Source organism: Streptomyces sp. NBC_01808, from assembly GCF_035917395.1.
GTDB lineage: Bacteria > Actinomycetota > Actinomycetes > Streptomycetales > Streptomycetaceae > Streptomyces.
Window position 1 is genome coordinate 7,053,686 of sequence record NZ_CP109072.1, and the last position, 15,280, is coordinate 7,068,965.

16 protein-coding genes and 1 pseudogene are annotated in these 15,280 nt (G+C 73.5%); 12 read left to right on the forward strand and 5 right to left on the reverse strand.

Annotated elements, in window-relative coordinates:
* Positions 1-193: 193 nt before the first annotated feature.
* Positions 194-1,498, forward strand: a complete 1,305-nt coding sequence (locus OG946_RS31135; RefSeq protein WP_326799286.1) for an aminotransferase class I/II-fold pyridoxal phosphate-dependent enzyme — start codon at positions 194-196, stop codon at positions 1,496-1,498.
* Positions 1,495-2,526 (forward strand): MBL fold metallo-hydrolase, encoded by a 1,032-nt coding sequence (locus OG946_RS31140; RefSeq protein ID WP_326799287.1) that lies wholly within the window; start codon positions 1,495-1,497, stop codon positions 2,524-2,526. The genes OG946_RS31135 and OG946_RS31140 overlap by 4 nt, the downstream gene beginning before the upstream one ends.
* A 51-nt stretch (positions 2,527-2,577) precedes the next feature.
* On the opposite strand, the gene OG946_RS31145 is transcribed toward OG946_RS31140, so the two are convergent.
* Positions 2,578-3,222, reverse strand: coding sequence for a DedA family protein (locus OG946_RS31145; protein ID WP_326800422.1), 645 nt, complete (start codon positions 3,220-3,222; stop codon positions 2,578-2,580).
* A gap of 2 nt (positions 3,223-3,224) precedes the next feature.
* Positions 3,225-4,007 (reverse strand): MBL fold metallo-hydrolase, encoded by a 783-nt coding sequence (locus tag OG946_RS31150; protein WP_326799288.1) that lies wholly within the window; start codon positions 4,005-4,007, stop codon positions 3,225-3,227.
* Positions 4,008-4,156: 149 nt separating this feature from the next.
* Between OG946_RS31150 and OG946_RS31155 the strand changes: the two genes are divergently transcribed.
* The gene (locus OG946_RS31155; RefSeq protein ID WP_326799289.1) at positions 4,157-6,706 is read left to right on the forward strand and encodes a phage holin family protein; all 2,550 of its coding nucleotides are present in this window, start codon (positions 4,157-4,159) and stop codon (positions 6,704-6,706) included.
* Between the two features lie 184 nt (positions 6,707-6,890).
* Here OG946_RS31155 and OG946_RS31165 read toward each other — a convergent pair.
* Positions 6,891-7,004: pseudogene (locus OG946_RS31165) on the reverse strand (helix-turn-helix domain-containing protein); the annotation flags it as partial.
* 378 nt (positions 7,005-7,382) lie between these two features.
* Here OG946_RS31165 and OG946_RS31170 point away from each other — a divergent pair.
* Positions 7,383-7,838: a GntR family transcriptional regulator gene (locus OG946_RS31170; RefSeq protein WP_326799290.1), complete on the forward strand. Its 456-nt coding sequence runs from the start codon at positions 7,383-7,385 to the stop codon at positions 7,836-7,838.
* A 1-nt stretch (position 7,839) separates the two neighbouring features.
* Positions 7,840-8,403: an HD domain-containing protein gene (locus OG946_RS31175; RefSeq protein ID WP_326799291.1), complete on the forward strand. Its 564-nt coding sequence runs from the start codon at positions 7,840-7,842 to the stop codon at positions 8,401-8,403.
* Here OG946_RS31175 and OG946_RS31180 read toward each other — a convergent pair.
* On the reverse strand, positions 8,391-8,864 hold the full coding sequence (locus tag OG946_RS31180) for an NUDIX domain-containing protein (protein ID WP_326799292.1): 474 nt from the start codon (positions 8,862-8,864) through the stop codon (positions 8,391-8,393). The two genes, OG946_RS31175 and OG946_RS31180, sit on opposite strands and share 13 nt — an antisense overlap.
* Before the next feature lie 3 nt (positions 8,865-8,867).
* Positions 8,868-9,581, reverse strand: coding sequence for an XRE family transcriptional regulator (locus OG946_RS31185; RefSeq protein WP_326799293.1), 714 nt, complete (start codon positions 9,579-9,581; stop codon positions 8,868-8,870).
* Between the two features lie 1,097 nt (positions 9,582-10,678).
* Here OG946_RS31185 and OG946_RS31190 point away from each other — a divergent pair.
* From OG946_RS31190 to OG946_RS31220, 7 genes are all read left to right on the forward strand, one after another.
* Positions 10,679-10,945: a DUF6284 family protein gene (locus OG946_RS31190; protein ID WP_326799294.1), complete on the forward strand. Its 267-nt coding sequence runs from the start codon at positions 10,679-10,681 to the stop codon at positions 10,943-10,945.
* A gap of 26 nt (positions 10,946-10,971) precedes the next feature.
* The gene (locus tag OG946_RS31195; protein ID WP_326799295.1) at positions 10,972-11,541 is read left to right on the forward strand and encodes a hypothetical protein; all 570 of its coding nucleotides are present in this window, start codon (positions 10,972-10,974) and stop codon (positions 11,539-11,541) included.
* Positions 11,538-11,879, forward strand: coding sequence for a hypothetical protein (locus OG946_RS31200; protein ID WP_326799296.1), 342 nt, complete (start codon positions 11,538-11,540; stop codon positions 11,877-11,879). Before OG946_RS31195 ends, OG946_RS31200 begins: the two co-directional genes overlap by 4 nt.
* Before the next feature lie 11 nt (positions 11,880-11,890).
* On the forward strand, positions 11,891-12,898 hold the full coding sequence (locus OG946_RS31205) for a DUF2637 domain-containing protein (protein ID WP_442814654.1): 1,008 nt from the start codon (positions 11,891-11,893) through the stop codon (positions 12,896-12,898).
* Entirely contained in the window at positions 12,898-13,278 is a 381-nt protein-coding gene (locus OG946_RS31210) for an RRQRL motif-containing zinc-binding protein (RefSeq protein WP_326799298.1), read from the forward strand. The genes OG946_RS31205 and OG946_RS31210 overlap by 1 nt, the downstream gene beginning before the upstream one ends.
* Before the next feature lie 28 nt (positions 13,279-13,306).
* Entirely contained in the window at positions 13,307-13,546 is a 240-nt protein-coding gene (locus OG946_RS31215; RefSeq protein ID WP_326799299.1) for a hypothetical protein, read from the forward strand.
* Between the two features lie 973 nt (positions 13,547-14,519).
* Positions 14,520-15,278, forward strand: coding sequence for a hypothetical protein (locus OG946_RS31220; protein WP_326799300.1), 759 nt, complete (start codon positions 14,520-14,522; stop codon positions 15,276-15,278).
* Positions 15,279-15,280: the final 2 nt, after the last annotated feature.

The following is a 15,280-nucleotide window of genomic DNA, read 5'->3' on the forward strand; positions in this document are numbered from 1 at the left end:
GACGGGCCGTACCGGATGTACGGGCCGGGCGCCGGGCCGTACGCCCGCCGCCCGCCCCGCCGCCCCCGCCCGGCCGCACCTCACCTGACCAGGCGCGCAGCGCACCGCCCCGGTGGCCGCCCGATCTGGGACAGTGGGAGAGATTCGCACTCTTGTGAGCGCCCGACGGGCGCGTGACGGCGGGAGGTGGCGCATGCAGCAGGCCGTCCCCGACGCCGGTCTGCCACCTCCGGCAGAGCTCGTCGACGGCTTCGCCGGCGCCGCCACCGCCGCCCTCGGGCCGCCCGGCGGCGGCCCGGAGCTGCGCGCCGCGGCCGCGGGCTACTGGCACCGCCGCGGCCTGGCCACGGACCCCGGGCAGACCGCCGCCGCACCCGGCGGCCCCGCGCTGCTCCTCGCCGTGGTCGCCGCCGTCGGCGGCGAGGTGCTGCTGCCCCGGCCGTCCGCGTCCTGGTACGCGGCGCAGCCGGCGATCCTCGGCCGCGCCGTGCACCGCGTGCCCACGACCGCGGAATCCGGCGGCGCCCCCGACCCGTTCGCGCTGCTGGAGACCGTGCGGCGGGTACGGGCCGAGGGCGGCGACCCGCGGCTGCTGGTCCTCTCCGTCGCCGACGACCCCACCGGCACCGTGCCGCCGCCGGAGCTGGTGCACGAGGCGTGCGAGGCGGCGGCCCGGGAGGGGCTGCTCGTCGTCAGCGACGAGACGTACCGCGACACGCTGCACGACCCGCACGCCACCGTGCTCGTCAGCCCCGCCGAGATGCTGCCCGACGACGTCGTCGTCCTCGCCGACCTCGGCGGCACGCTCACCCCGCCCGGCTGGCCCGCCGCCGTCGCCCGCTTCCCCGCCACCCGCGCGGGCGCCGCGCTGCACGCCGCCGCGCTGGCCGTGCTCGGCACCGCTGTGCCGCCGCTGCCGCCGCCCGTCGAGGCCGCCGCCGCGGCGGCGCTGGCCGAGCCGCCCGCGGTCACCGGCCGGCTGGCCGCCGCCGTCCGGCTGCACACGGCGCTCACCGCCGCCGTACGGGACGTGCTGACCGGCGCGGGCGCGCTGGTCCGCCCGCCCCAGGCCGGCTACCACGTGTACGCGGACCTCGCAGCCCTGCGCCAGGACCTGGCCCGCGGCGGCGTCGTGGACGCCGTGGACCTGGAGAGGGCCGTCGTCCGGGCGCTCGGCCCCGGGGCCCGCGCCCGCGCGGTCGCCGGTGCGCAGCGCTTCGGCGACGACCTGACCGCGCTGCGGCTGCGGGTGGCGACCGCGCCGCTGCTCGGCGACGCCGGGGGCGCGCACGCCGCCGCCCTCGCCTCGGCGCAGGCCCGGCCGCCCGCCGCCGCGGCGACCACCCTGACCCCCGCCGCCGCGCCTGTCCCGGCCGCCCCCGCCGCCCCCGGAACCGCGGGGGAGGAGCAGCCGGACCCCGCGGAATGGCCGCAGGTGGCCGAGGCGTTGAGGTCCCTCGGATCGGCCCTCACCGAGCTGACGGGAGCCCGCCGTTGACCAGCCAGTCAGAGCGAACGGGTGCCGCAGGACCCGCCGCACCGACCGAGCGCTCCGCCACGGAACCGCGCCCGCTCGGCGAGATCCGCCGCTGGCCGCGATCCTTCACCGACCGCCTCAACGCCCCCCTCCCCGGCATCGGCATGCTCGCCCGGCTGGCCCGCACCGGCCAGTTCCGCCCGTCGGCCAGGACCCTCGAAGAGATCCCGGAGCTGCCCTACGAGCCGGGGCCGCTGCCCGCCGCGGGCCCCGCCACCGTCGCCGTCACCTGGGCCGGGCACGCCAGTTGGGTGCTGCGCATCGGCGGCCTGACCGTGCTCACCGACCCGCTGTGGTCCCGGCGGATCCTCGGCACCCCCGCCCGCGTCACCCCCGTCGGGGTGCGCTGGGAGGACCTGCCGCCCGTCGACGCCGTCGTCGTCTCCCACAACCACTACGACCACCTCGACCGCCCCACCCTCAAGCGACTGCCGCGCACCACCCCGCTGTTCGTGCCCGCCGGGCTCGCCCGCTGGTGCCGCCGCCGCGGCTTCACCCGGGTCACCGAGCTGGACTGGTGGGAGGCCGCGGAACTGCCCGCGCCCGGCGGGCCGGTGCGCTTCGACTTCGTACCGGCGCACCACTGGAGCAAGCGCACGCTGACCGACACCTGCCGCTCGCTGTGGGGCGGCTGGGTGCTCACCGACGGCGCGGGCCGGCGGGTCTACTTCGCCGGCGACACGGGCTACGGGCACTTCTTCGAGGAGATCGGCCGCCGGCTGCCCGGCATCGCCCTCGCGCTGCTGCCCATCGGCGCGTACTCGCCGCGCTGGATGCTGGGCCCGGTGCACATGGACCCCGAGCAGGCCGTGCGCGCCTGCGGCGACGTCGGCGCGCGGCGGATGGCGCCGATGCACTTCGGCACGTTCCTGCTCTCGTCGGAGCCGCCGCTGGAGCCGCTGCGGCGGGTGCGGGCGGCCTGGGAGCGTACGGGCCGGCCGCGGGCGGAGCTGTGGGACCTGCCGGTGGGCGCGTCGCGGGTGCTGTGAAGGCGGCACGGGGCGTACGGCGCGTACGCGGGGCGCGTGGCCGCGAAAGCGCTACGCGCCCTGCCCCCGGCCGCGATGGCCGCGCAGCAGGCGCCACACCGGCGGTGCCACGCTGATCAGCACCGTCAGCGCCACCGCCGCCGCCACCCCCTGCCACGGCTCGGGAAAGAGCGAGCCGCCGAGGATGCCGATCAACTGGTACGTGGCCGCCCACGCCAGACAGGCCGGGAAGTTGCCGCGTACGAACGTACGCAGCGGCATCCGCGCCAGCAGGCACGCCAGCATCACCGGGATCCGCCCGGCCGGCAGCAGCCGGGACAGCACGAGCACCGAGATCCGGTGCTGCTCCAGCCTCCGCTGCGCGTGGGCGAGCTGCTCGGGGGCGACCCGGTCGCGCAGCCGGTCCAGCCAGCGCGAGCCGTTGCGCGAGCGGACGCCGCGGCTGCCCAGCCAGTAGAGCGCGACGTCGCCGAGGAAGGCGGCGATCGAGGCGGTGCCGAACACCAGCAGCAGCGCGTACGCGGCCTCGTGGTGGAAGGCGACGACGGCGGCCGAGCTGACCACGGCGCCCGTCGGCACCACGGGCACCAGCGACCCGACGAGCACGAGCAGGAACAGCGACGGGTAGCCCACGGCCTGTTGCGCGGGGGCCACGTCCCGGGCGGCGGCGAGCAGCCCGGGCGGCGCGTTCGGCACCCTCAACGGGCCGCCTCCAGCCGCATGCCCTCGCCGTGCCCCAGCCGGTGCACCGCCACCCCGGGCGCCAGTGCCGCGGCCCGGCGGACGAAGTCGTGGCCGGGGGCGTGGAACTCGTGCGGCCGGACGGCGTCCATGCCGATCGGCCAGTACGTGCCGTAGTGCACCGGCACCGCAGCGCGCGGCGCCAGCTCCGCCAGCGCCTCGGCGGCGCGGCCGGGGTCGAGGTGCCCGTGGCCGAGGAACGGGCCCCAGCCGCCGACGGGCAGCATCGCCACGTCGCACGCGCCCACGGCGCGGGCCATGCCGTCGAAGAGGCCGGTGTCGCCGGCGAAGTAGGTGCGGGCCTCGCCCTCGAAGACGTAGCCGAGCGCGGGCGCGGTGCGCGACCCGTACGGCCAGCGGCGGCCGTCGTGGGCGGCGGGCACGGCGCGTATCGTCAGCGGCCCGGCGGCGACCTCGTCCCCCGGGCGCACCTCGGTCACCTGCAGTCCGCGCGACCCGGCGAGCCGCCCGAGCCCGGGGACGGCGCCCCGGGCGCCGTGCGGCACCACGAGCCGGGTGCCGGGCGCGACCCTGGCCAGGGACGGCAGGTGCAGGTGGTCGGAGTGCAGGTGGGAGACGACCACGACGTCGGCGATCGCGGCCGCGGGCGGCGGCAGCGCGCCGCGGCGCCGCCGCAGGTGCATCAGCCGCGGTACGAACAGCGGGTCGGTCAGCACCCGTACCCCCGAGTCCCGCACGGTCGCGGTGGCATGCCCCCACCACGTGATCTCGACCGGCAACGCCCGCTCCCTCCGCCGCCACCACCAGCTCCGGCCTCACCGAGGGTACGGCGTCCCGCGCGCCCCGTGCGGCCCCGCGGCGCCGGGCGGAACGGGTTGCCGCCCGGCTGTGGAAGGCTGGTACGACAGGAGCGGAGGTGAGACAGCGCATGGCAGAGCCGCGGAAGGCGCCCGGCGGGTACTCCGGACCGGGTGAGGAGCCCGCGTCCGGAGAGGGCGCGGGGGAGGGCACCAGACCCGGCCCGGACCCCCGGTCCGGGCCGCACGCCGGGTCCCGCACGGACCCGGATCCCCAGTCCCCCACGGAGCCGGGTCCCGAGTCCGGTACGCGGCCCGGCCCCGAGTCAGGTACGGAGCGGGACCCCCGGTCCCGCGCGGAGCCCGCCCCCGACTCCGGAGCGGAGCCGGACGACCGGCTCCGTACGGACGCGGACCGCCCATCCCGTACGGACGAGGCCGCCCCGCCCCGCACCGACACCCGCCCAGGACCCGGCTCCCGCGCGGGCCTGACCGCCCTGCGGGCCGCGGCCACGCGCAAGGGCCGCCGCGCCGCCGCCCGCGGCCTCGGCCGGATCGTCGTCGTCTGGGCCGTCGGCACGGTGACGATGCTCATCCTCGCCGGCGCCCTGCCCGACTTCCGGCTCCAGGCGCCCGGCGGCGACAGCGCCACCCACATCGCCGTCACCGCCGCCGTCGGCGCCGGCGTCTTCGGCGTGCTCTCCGCGCTGGTGTGGCCCGTGCTCGTCCGGGCCCTGCTGCTGGTGCCCGCGTTCGTGCTCGGCCTGCTCGTCTTCTTCCTCAACGGCTCCCTGCTGCTGATCGCGCTCAGCCTCAACCCCACAGGACGCGGCGAGGCCAACCCGGAGACCGCCGTCGTCGTCGCCGCGGTGATGTCCGCCGCGTCCTCCGCCACCAGCACCGCGCTCACCGTCCGCGACGACGGCGCGTACCGCCGCCGGCTCGCCCGGCTCGCGTACCGCCGCGGCGCGCCCGCGGTGTCCCCCGACGCCGCCCCCGGCATCGTCTTCCTCCAGCTCGACGGCGTCGGCCACGACGTGCTGCACGCCGCGCTGCAGGAGCGCGAGCGGGCCGGCGGGCGCAGCCTCGGCGGGCAGCGGCTGCTCGCGCACCGGCTGCCGCCGGTGATGGAGACCGTCGCCTCCTGGCACGGCACCAGCCACCGGCTCATCCCCTGGCGCACCGACTGGTCCAGCCAGACGGGCGCCAGCCAGCTCGGCATCCTGCACGGCACCAACGAGGACGTGCCCGCCTTCCGCTGGTACGAGAAGGAGACCGGCGAGGTGATGGTCTGCAGCCATCCCTCCACCGCGCAGGAGCTGGAGCGCCGGGCCGCCGCCCGCGCCGCAGATCCGGCCGCGCCCGGCGGGCTGCTGGCCACCGGCGAGCCCGGCGACACCGCCAGCCGCGGCAACCTGTTCACCGGTGGCGCCACCCAGCTCGCCCTGGTGCTCTCGGTCGCCGTCCGGCGGAACAAGAAGACCCGCTCCCGCGCCGGGTACTTCGCCTACTTCTCCGACCCCGCCAACGCCTCCCGCACCTTCGCCTCCTTCGTCGCCGAGGCCGCCCGCGAGGTGTTCCAGTCGCTGCGCTCCCGGCTGCGCCAGGAGACGCCGCGCGTCGGCCGCGGCGGGCTGTACCCGTTCGTCCGCGCCTTCGCCACCGTCGTCTCCCGGGACGTCGTCGTGGCCTCCGTCATAGGGGACATGCTCGCGGGGCGCACGGCGGTCTACGCCGACCTCGTCGCGTACGACGAGGTGGCGCACTACGCCGGGCCGCAGCACCGGGACACCCAGCAGGTGCTGCGCCGCATCGACCGCTCGATAGCGCTCATCGCGAAGGCCGCCGAGCACGCCCCGCGCCCGTACCGGATCGTGCTGCTGTCGGACCACGGCCAGAGCCACGGCCCGACGTTCGCCGCCGCGTACGGCCTCACGCTGCAGGACCTGGTACGCGCCGGCTGCGGGCTGCCCGTCTCGCGGCGGGTCGGCAAGACCAGGAGCGGCGCCGAGGCCCGCACCGCCGCCCGCGCCGCGCTGCGCCGGCCGGAGCGCCCGGAGGACGGGCACGACGGCGAAGGGCGCCGCGGACTGGAGCCCGTGGTGCTCGGCTCCGGGAACCTGGGCCTGGTGTCGTTCCCCGAACTGCCCGGCGTGGCCAGCCGGGAGACGATCGAGCGCCGCCACCCGGCGCTGCTGCCGGCGCTGACGGAGCACCCCGGGGTGGGCTTCGTGCTGGTGCGCTCCGAGGAGCACGGTCCCGTGGTCCTCGGAGCCGACGGCGCGGAGCACCACCTGGAGACCGGCAAGGTCGTCGGCATCGACCCGCTGCTGCCCTTCGGGCCCGGCGCCGCCGGGACGGTGCTGCGCACCGCGCGCTTCCCGCACGCCGCGGACATCATGGTCAACTCCTCGTACGACCCGCAGACCGGCACCGTGCACGCCTTCGAGGACCAGATCGGCTCGCACGGCGGCCTCGGCGGCGAGCAGAGCCGGGCGTTCCTGTTCTGGCCCGAGGGGCTGACGCCGCCGGTGCCGGCGGGGGAGACGCTGGCGGGCGCCGAATCGGTGCACCGGGTGCTGCGCCGGTGGATCGGCGAGTGCGGCGGCCCGGTCGTGCGCCGGGCGGCGGCGGCCGGGGTGCGCGCGGAGCCGGTGGCGGAGGACCAGCACGCCGGGTGACCGCGACCGGTGGCCCGTCAGCCGGCCGGGCGGCCCGTCAGCCGGCGGTGCCGTACCCGGGGTGGGTGGCGAGCCACTTCGCGTAGACCGGGTTGCGCCGCGCCGCCTCCGCGTGCGCCGCCCGCGCGTACATCAGCACGGCGGGGGCCGTGCCCGCCGCCGGCGACTCCGGGTGCCAGCCGATGAGGTCCGCGCTGATCGCCGACTGCGCGAGACCGAGGCGGCCGGCGGCCCGGGTGAGGCTCCCCGTCTCCGCGATGGCGCGCACGAGCTTGAGATGCCGCAGTTCCAGTTCCATCGCCGTCTCATCTCAGGCCGGGCACGGGCCGCCTCCGGAAACGTAGGGCCACGGACGCGGCACCGCAATAGCGCCGAAACCGGCAGGTCGCCCGCCCGGGATCCGGACCGTGGGGAGCCGGCCATTACCTCGCCGGTAATGACGCCGTTCGGGGCGGGGGCGACGAGGGCGAACGGGTCCTCCTGCTCGGCACGGCCGGCGTCCGTACCCGTCCATCGGAGTCCGCCCCGTGTCGCCCTGCGTGGCTCCCTCAGTGGCTCCCCTGGTACGCGCACGACCAGCGTCAGACGCCTGCTCCCCGCTCCCCGCTGACACCTGGACGTGCCACCCTTGTCGCAAGACATAGAGCTTGACTTGGGCGAACAGAAGGGGAAACGAGTGGCGCAGGCGAGCCCCCGAGGGACTTTCCTGGAGATCGCGGCGGAGGTGAAGGCCCAGATTGCGGCCGACCCAGAGATGACGAGGCTGCCGGCGGTCGCAGACCTCATACAGCGTCGCCAGGTCTCACGCGGAGTCGTACTCCGTGCGTTCGACGTGCTCCGCAAGGAAGGCGTGGCGGAACCGGTGCCGGGCGGCCGGTGGCGTGTCATCCGGGCTGACGAGCAGGTCGACCGCCGCCCGCTCGACGCACGCATCGCGGACATCATCACGGCTGATGGGCTCGAAGCAGGGGCCGCATTCCCTAGTGCCTCCGCTCTGGCTGGGCGATTCGGAGTATCACGCCCCACCGTGACCAAGGCGCTCGACAAGCTAGAAGCCGCAGGCGTGCTGGCGAGCGCAGGGCAAGGCAAGGCGCGGACCGTCCGCGCAGCACCGGTTCAGAAGGAGGGTTAGCTTGTCGAACCTGGTGGAGTGGGCCTATCCCCTCGCCGAGTCACTGCTTGCCGATCCGCTGCCGCGCCGGTGGGCGCACTCGCAGGGGGTGGCACAGCGGGCGCGGGTCATCGCGCCAGCGCTCGGAGCGGATGCCACACTGCTGGAAGCGGCTGCTGTCCTGCACGACATTGGATACTCACCGGACCTGGCCAAGACGGGCTTCCATCCGCTCGACGGTGCCCGCTATCTCCGGGATGTGGCCAACGCCGACGAACGGGTTGTGAACCTGGTTGCGCACCACTCCTGCGCATGGATGGAAGCGGATGCGCGCGGCCTGCGCGCCGAGTTGGAAGAGTTCCCGCGCGAGCGCGCCCACCTGAACGACGCCCTGTGCTTCTGCGACATGAACACCACCCCGGACGGTACCCCCACGAATCCCATCGACCGAGTGAATGAGATCGCCGGACGGTACGGGCCGGAAAGCCTGATCGGAACGTTCATCCGGCGAGCGGAGCCCGAGATCCTGGCGAGCACATCGCGCGTTCTCGATCGGGTTGCGGCCGGGAAGCGTCAGCCGATGTAGGGAGTTTTCCGCGTCCGATCCGCGGCGTGCTCGATTCGAAGCCGCATCGTGGGGTGGATGTCGAGCTGTGACAGGTCCGCTGGGTCTATCCAGCGGACCTGTGTCGTCTCGTTGCTGGTGCGCACCTCACCGCCGACCGGTCGGGCACGGAAGCAGATGCTGAACTGCTGACGAACCTCACCGTCGTCGTACTGCATCAAGTGCCCAGGGTCCGTGTAGATCCCGGACATGTCGACCACCTCGGCCTTGATGCCCGTCTCTTCCCAGACTTCACGCACCACAGTGTCAGAGATCGACTCGCCTACGTCGTGCCCGCCGCCAGGCAGAGCCCAGCGGCCGTTGTCGGATCGCTGGATCATCAACACCTCTCCCGCGTCGTTCTGCACGAACGCGACGACGGAGGGCACCACGGAGTTGGCCGGCGGGGCGTCGGGGTCGTGAAGGTAGTCGATGCGTCCCATGCCTCACGCTCCTGTGATGTCGTGCTCGGTCACTGGCCTTGCGCCTTCCCAGGTCTGTTGAACGCTGTTGGCGAACGTGTCGAAGAGTCCCCCGCCGGGGAGTCGCCGCAGGTGAAGCACCGGGGCCAGGTAGGCACCGATACCGTACACGTGTGTGTTGACGAGCATCTCGTCATCCGCACGGTAGACCGAGTTGTAGAGCACGGTGTCGTGCAGCCGGAAGGCGATTTCGGGGTGGCTGGTGAACAACGGGCGGTAGTTGACCAGTGCGTTGCGGATCTTGCCGTCCATGATGCGGTGTCCTTCGTCAACCCCGCGACGGATGACGGCTTCGCACTCGGGGTCGCCCATGAGAACGCGAATGTCGACCTTCCGCGCCTGCGCCTTGAGGGCCGACAAGAAGCGCGGATCTTCCGCTAGGCCGATGCCTGCGTAGACGAGGATGTCGATCTGCCGCGTTGCGCGTTCGCACATCTGCCGCCACAGGTCCGTCGGGACGACATGGCGGTGGGGATACGCCGTAAGGATCTCCGCTTTGCACAGGTCGGTGGCGCTGTCGACCGCGCGCGCATCGTCCCACAGCGTCGTCACGTCGACCTTGAGCAGAGACGCGGTGGCGTACTGATGGCGCCGGTACGGCACCTTGCCCTTCGTGATCCATCGCTCGACGGTCTTCGGGTTCACCTCGATCGCCTCTGCGAGCTGCTGCACAGTCATGTTCTGCGCTAAGAGAGCCGACCGTAGGCGCTCGTTGGACATCTACACCCCCGAGGGGACTTCTAGGGACCTCTCGACGGTAGCGAGATCTACCTTGGCTGTCCACGTATGAGGTGACCAACTCCCCTGACCTGCACCGATTCTGATGGTGCACCAAGAAGTCCCGGCAGAAGACCAGGAAGTTCGGCCGGTGCGCTTGACCCTCAGTTGCAGTACCTGTAAAACAGGTACTGCAACGCCTTGAAGGTGCCCCGGCCCCGGGGCCCCTGAGAGAAGCGCAGGTTCCTTCTCAACTGAACAGATGCACCCGGAGCCATGACGCGCCGGCGCCTCCGAGCAAGAGATCTGCGGAGGGGCGCTGTAGAGGTGGCGTCCTCTGGTGACCCGGGATCAGGCAACAGCGACAAGCCGTAGGCCCTGCCTGTGCGACTCGTACGCACCTTCTTCCCATGCCGCCCCTTACCGGGGCGGACACGTGATCCGCACGCACAGGTGAGACAAGGGCAAAGATCGCGGGCCCCGTCTGCCCCTCTCGAAAAGACGCCCATCGCGTGGCCGTTGGCCACGCCCCCAAGGACCTCGCCGCAGCCGACCGATTCCAGGTCCGCTGCGTCGGCTGCCTCTCCCGCCTCGTCCGCGGCCCACCGAATGGGCGTGCGGAGGGGCGGGAGCGCGGGGAGCTGGAGAGTCCGGCACCAGAGTGCACGGCCCCGGGCTGCCACCCGGGGCCGTGCGGCAGGCACCTGATTGGGAGGCACCTGTGGTCACGAGTTTGACAGAAGCGGAGCGTCAGGAGTTGTCGCGGAAGAACGCGGAGCAGAACAAGCGGTCCGAGGACGACGTGCGTGCGCGTGGTCGCGGCTGATGGAGGCGTACCCGATCCTTCGCTGAGCGCCAGCACGCACCACCGCCCCGGCATCCATGCCGTGAGGGTGCGGGATCGAATCCCGCCCGGGGCGCCCCTTCCCTCGCTCAACGCAAAGCCGGTGGTCGGCGCCCTGCTGGCCGCTTTCTCAACCCCTACGGCGGGCGCCCCCGGAGCGGCTACTCCGGGGGCGCTGTTCGGGCCGTATCCACTGCTAGGGAGAACACGACCCATGAACCATGTTGTCACTGTTCAGGACGCTGTTACCGCGTTCGAGCCGTGGATGGAGCCCACGGACGCGGAGCTGGACGCCATCGAGGCGGAGATGCCCGAGATCCTCGCGGGAATCGACCTGATCGAGGCGCAGATCATCGCCCTTGACCGTCCGCGGAACGAGATGGACAACCAGCGCAGCCGCCGCGCTCGGAACCGGGTGCTGGCCGCCGGCCGCACGGTGGCCAACCGCCGCGCCGCCCGCACGTCGGGTGGTGCGGCATGAGGACGATGGTTCCTTCGGCTGCGGAGTTGGCAGATCACACCGACAGGCAGCGGGCGTGCTTCAACGTCTCGCTCAGCTACGAGCAGACCCGGCTGGGGATGGCCTTCCATGAGGCGGGTCATGCGGTGCTGTCGCTGGCCTACGGCATCCGAGTCACGGAGGCCGAGGTCATCGCCTGGCGCCCGGAAGAGGGCGGTTGGAGGGTGACCGGCCGTACCGGGCACGAGGCGAACAACATCTCGCCGTGGCACTTCGCTGCGATGGGCGCGGCCGGGTCGCTTGCCCAGGTGGAATACCTGCTGCGCTACGGCTTGTGGACCCCCGAGAGCGCCGCGGCATGCGCTGCTGAGCATGACCGGGAGCTGGCCGTGGACACGCTGGCGCGGCACGGGATCGTGCTTGGTCGCGACCACGTTCCCGAGGGTGGCAAGTCGTGGGGCATGGTGCGCGGGATGGCGCGCCGCAAGGTGACCCACCTGTGGCACGAGATCCGCACCGTGGCCCGGGCCCTGAACGAGCGCGACCGGCTGACCGGCGACGAGATCGCCGCCCTGACCGGCCTGACGAACCCCTCGTTCGCCGGGGGTGCGGCATGAGCCGAGCGTTGACGATGGACGGGCTGTCGGTGGCGGTGCGGGCGCTGCGGCTATTGGCCGCCGACTTCTCGCACTTACCCGCTCCGGATGTGCACCTGTCGAGCGTCTATCCGATGCGGGTGGAGCTGACGTTGCACGGCCGGGATGACGAGCGGTACAGCTTCGCGGCCTTCGAGGGGTGGCGGGATGCGCTCGGGATCGACCCCGACGCGGTGACCTTCCACCTTCAGGCCAACGGCCATACCCGGGTGCTGCGCACGTTGGCCGAGTACGCCGGCGCGCAGGTGGAACTCGTTGCCTACGCCCCCGTGCCTGCGCCGGTGGGGGGTGCGGCATGAACTTCTCCACGATGAGCCCGGGGCAGATCCGGTCGGCTGAGCGCACGCTGTCGGTGGGCACGTGGGGCATCACGTTGGGCGCGATGCTGTTCTCGGTGCTGACCGTGACGCCGCTGGTTCGCGGTGTCGCCCCGGCGGGGTGGGAGTGGACAGCGCCGATTCTGCCGCTGGTTGTCGACGCTGCCGTGGTGATCGTGGTGCGGCTGGACTCGACGGTTGCGCGGTTGGGCGGGACGGCCGGCAGGTGGCCGGCGGTCCTGCGCTGGCTGACCGGGATCATGACCCTGGCGTTGAACGTCGGGCATTCCGCTTTGAAGGGCGATGCGGTCGGGGTGGCTGTTCACGCGGTCGCACCGACGCTGCTCATCGTCACCGCCGAAGCCGGGCTTGCCTACCGCCGCGCGATCTCCGCCGCGCTTGAACGCATCGACCGTGAACAGCGTGAACACCGCGAGCGTGAACGCATCGAACGCGAGCAGTATGAACACGCCGCCCGGCAGGAGCGTGAACAGCGCCAGGCCGATGCCGACCGGCGCGAGCGTGAACAGCGCGAGCATGAAGCGCGGTTGGAGCAGCAGCGCGCGGAGCGGGAGGCCGCAGAGCGGCGTGAACAGCGCGAGCATGAAGCGCGGCTGCACCGTGAGGAGACGGAACGCCTAGAGCGCGAGCGCCAGGAACAGCGCGCCTACGAACTGGCCCGTGAGGAGCGTGAACGCTCCGAGCGGGAGCGCCGTGAACAGGTGGAGCGCGAGCAGCGTGAACACCGCGAACGGCAGGTCCGTGAACACCCTGAGCCTGCCGGGCGTGAACGCCTCACCAAGCCGTCCGGGGCGCCCCGGCGCAAGCCGGTGAACACGATCGCGCTGGCGAAGATGAACGAGCCCGACGCGGTTGAGGCTGTGCGCGCGGGGGCTGCTGCTGGGCATTCCGTTCGGCAGATCGCGCAGCACACCGGGTGGTCCGTGGGCTGGGTCAGCGCCCGTCTGCAAGAGGCCCGTGACGGACGGCTGGTGTCCTGATGTCCGTCGCGTTCGCGGACTGCTACGACCCGAGTGGCGAACGGTTCGGCATCCCGACCTTCCCGTGGGAGCTGGCGCCGGAGGGCTACGCCACCCGGCGCCAGCTTCGCGCACGTGGGCTGCGGCCCGGCGGGCAGGACATCGCCGCTCAGCTCATGCGCCCGCGCAAGAAGCGCGGGCCGCTGGTCGCCTACCTCTACCGCTGGGAGTTGGCCAAGCCGGTACGGCCGATGACCCCCCGCAAGCGGGCCGCGCTCGCCTTGGCGATGCGCGCCCGCCGCACCTGCCCGGCCTGCGGCCGGGACGCCGGCTACTGCATCCCGCGCTCCCTCGGCATGTGCGTGACCTGCGCCTACCCCGAACCTCAGCACGCCGCCTGAACATCCCAACCAGACGAGGAGATCAGCAGTGTCCACGCAGACCGAGCAGACGGCCCCCACCACCCTTCGGGCGCCCGTGCGGCATCACTGGATCATGACCGCTCAGGCAGCCGGCGGCCGTCAGGGCACGTACGACGGCCCCATCGACGTACACCCCGGGCACACCCGCACCGCGAGTTACAGCGTCATCCGCTCGGTGGTCGCGCAGGAGATGGGGACCGAGACCTTCACCGTCCTGTTCTTCGACATGACCCCCGACCAGTTCTGAGCTTCCGCTCACACCCGGGCCCGGCCGCCGACCTTCCACAGCACGCGGCCGGGCCCTTCGACTCCGTGAAGGAGTGAGAACCATCGTGACTCAGACGACCCCGATCGCGCCCACCCCGGGCGCAACTTCGCCGCCACCGCCGCAGCGCGGGCAGCCGGCGTCCGGCCGGGAGCCGGCGGCGCACACCCGCGGTGGAATCCCGGCGGTGCCGCTGGCGGTCACGACCGGCAACACCATGGTCGGACTCGCTTCCGCCGCCTCCCTGGCCGCCGGGCCCATCGCGGCGGCGGCTGCCCTGGGTGGGGCGGCGCTAACCGGCGCGGTCGCCGCCCACATGCGCCAGCACAACAACACTCGCCAGCGTCCCCGGCGCACCAACACCAGCTCTGCAGGCGGCACCAGCCGTACGAACCCGCGCCGGTCGGCAAGCTCGGCCGGCGGCATGTGGGGTTCGGGCCGGGGCCGGTCGGGCGGCGGACGCTCCCGCCGGGCTGGGGGCGGGACGGTGCCGCGGCAGACCCGCCGCACCACGCCCGCGCCGACGACCCGCAGGGGGAGCGCCGGCGGGGGGACGAAGAACCGTTCCACATCCGCCGGACGCGGGCGCGGCGCGGGCGGCGGCCCGGGTGGGTCGCGGCGGCGTACGCCGTGGTCCCTCGGACGCAAGGACCGCGCCGGCAGCACCTCGCGGGCGGACGGTACGCGGGGGAGGTTGTCCGCGCTGCGCGGAGCGCGCAGCGACCGGCTTACGTCGGCTCCGTCGCGCAGCGCGCGGCGTCGCTCGGACACGGCGGCCCGCCGCCGCCTGGCCGACGCCCGCCGCACCAACAACGGCGGCCGGTCCTTTCGCTCGCCGTCTTCGATCCGCGCGAACAAGGCCGCAGGTCACCGCCGTCCGGGCCGGTTGCGTGGCGCTCTGGCGGGGGCGCGTGCCGGGTGGCGGGCGCAGCGCGACCGCGCCGCGGCCGGACGCGTGGAGCGTGCCCGGCAGGCCCGCCGCCGGGCGGTCGCCCGCCGCGCGATGCGCTCGGAGCTGCGCCGCTCGCGCCTGCGGTACTGGGGACGCGGCGCCCTGGCGGCGGCGCTGGTCGCGCCGGTCGGGCTGCTCGGGATGCTCACCACCCCGATCGGGCGGCGGTTGGGCTGGTCGGGGCTGATGTATCCGGGTCGGCGGCTGTGGTGGCGGCTGATGGGCCGCGCCCGCGAAGAGCGGGCCGACCGCGACCAGCGTGCGCGGCAGGAGTTCGAGAAGCGCCAGCACGCCGACCCCGACGACGGGGGAAGGCGGCTGCTGGACCGGGTGCCGCGGGCACCGCGCAATCACACCGCACTGGACTGGGCTGATCTGACCAAGGGAGACGACATGGCCGACACCAGCACCCCGGGGTTCCTGTTCGACGCGTCGGCGTCGGAGATGGAAGAGGCCGCGGGCGCGTACGAGCCGGACGGGGCGATGCACGTGATCAGCACCCTGGCCGGGATGCCCGCCGCACTGACCAGCATCTCGAACACCTTCAAGATCCTGGCGGAGAAGTCCGACGAGGAATTCCCGCTGGACAAGATCGTGGGCGAGGGACTGGAGGAGGTCTACCGGCACCTCAAGCGCGCCGTGGACGCCGCCGAGGAGGTAGCGGAGACCGCGCAGCAGGTTCACGAGCACGACATCCGCCGCCACGAAGAGCCCCGCACCGGCGAGGCCATGTGGGACACCACCAACAACCAGGACAACTGAAC

What these genes read in the sequence shown, in the direction of transcription:
- OG946_RS31200 (WP_326799296.1), top strand. Translation starts at nt 11,538, where the DNA reads ATGAGCCGAGCGTTGACGATGGACGGGCTGTCGGTGGCGGTGCGGGCG.
- OG946_RS31210 (WP_326799298.1), top strand. Translation starts at nt 12,898, where the DNA reads ATGTCCGTCGCGTTCGCGGACTGCTACGACCCGAGTGGCGAACGGTTC.
- OG946_RS31205 (WP_442814654.1), top strand. Translation starts at nt 11,891, where the DNA reads ATGAGCCCGGGGCAGATCCGGTCGGCTGAGCGCACGCTGTCGGTGGGC.
- OG946_RS31190 (WP_326799294.1), top strand. Translation starts at nt 10,679, where the DNA reads ATGAACCATGTTGTCACTGTTCAGGACGCTGTTACCGCGTTCGAGCCG.
- OG946_RS31155 (WP_326799289.1), top strand. Translation starts at nt 4,157, where the DNA reads ATGGCAGAGCCGCGGAAGGCGCCCGGCGGGTACTCCGGACCGGGTGAG.
- OG946_RS31135 (WP_326799286.1), top strand. Translation starts at nt 194, where the DNA reads ATGCAGCAGGCCGTCCCCGACGCCGGTCTGCCACCTCCGGCAGAGCTC.
- OG946_RS31185 (WP_326799293.1), bottom strand. Translation starts at nt 9,581, where the DNA reads ATGACTGTGCAGCAGCTCGCAGAGGCGATCGAGGTGAACCCGAAGACC.
- OG946_RS31180 (WP_326799292.1), bottom strand. Translation starts at nt 8,864, where the DNA reads ATGGGACGCATCGACTACCTTCACGACCCCGACGCCCCGCCGGCCAAC.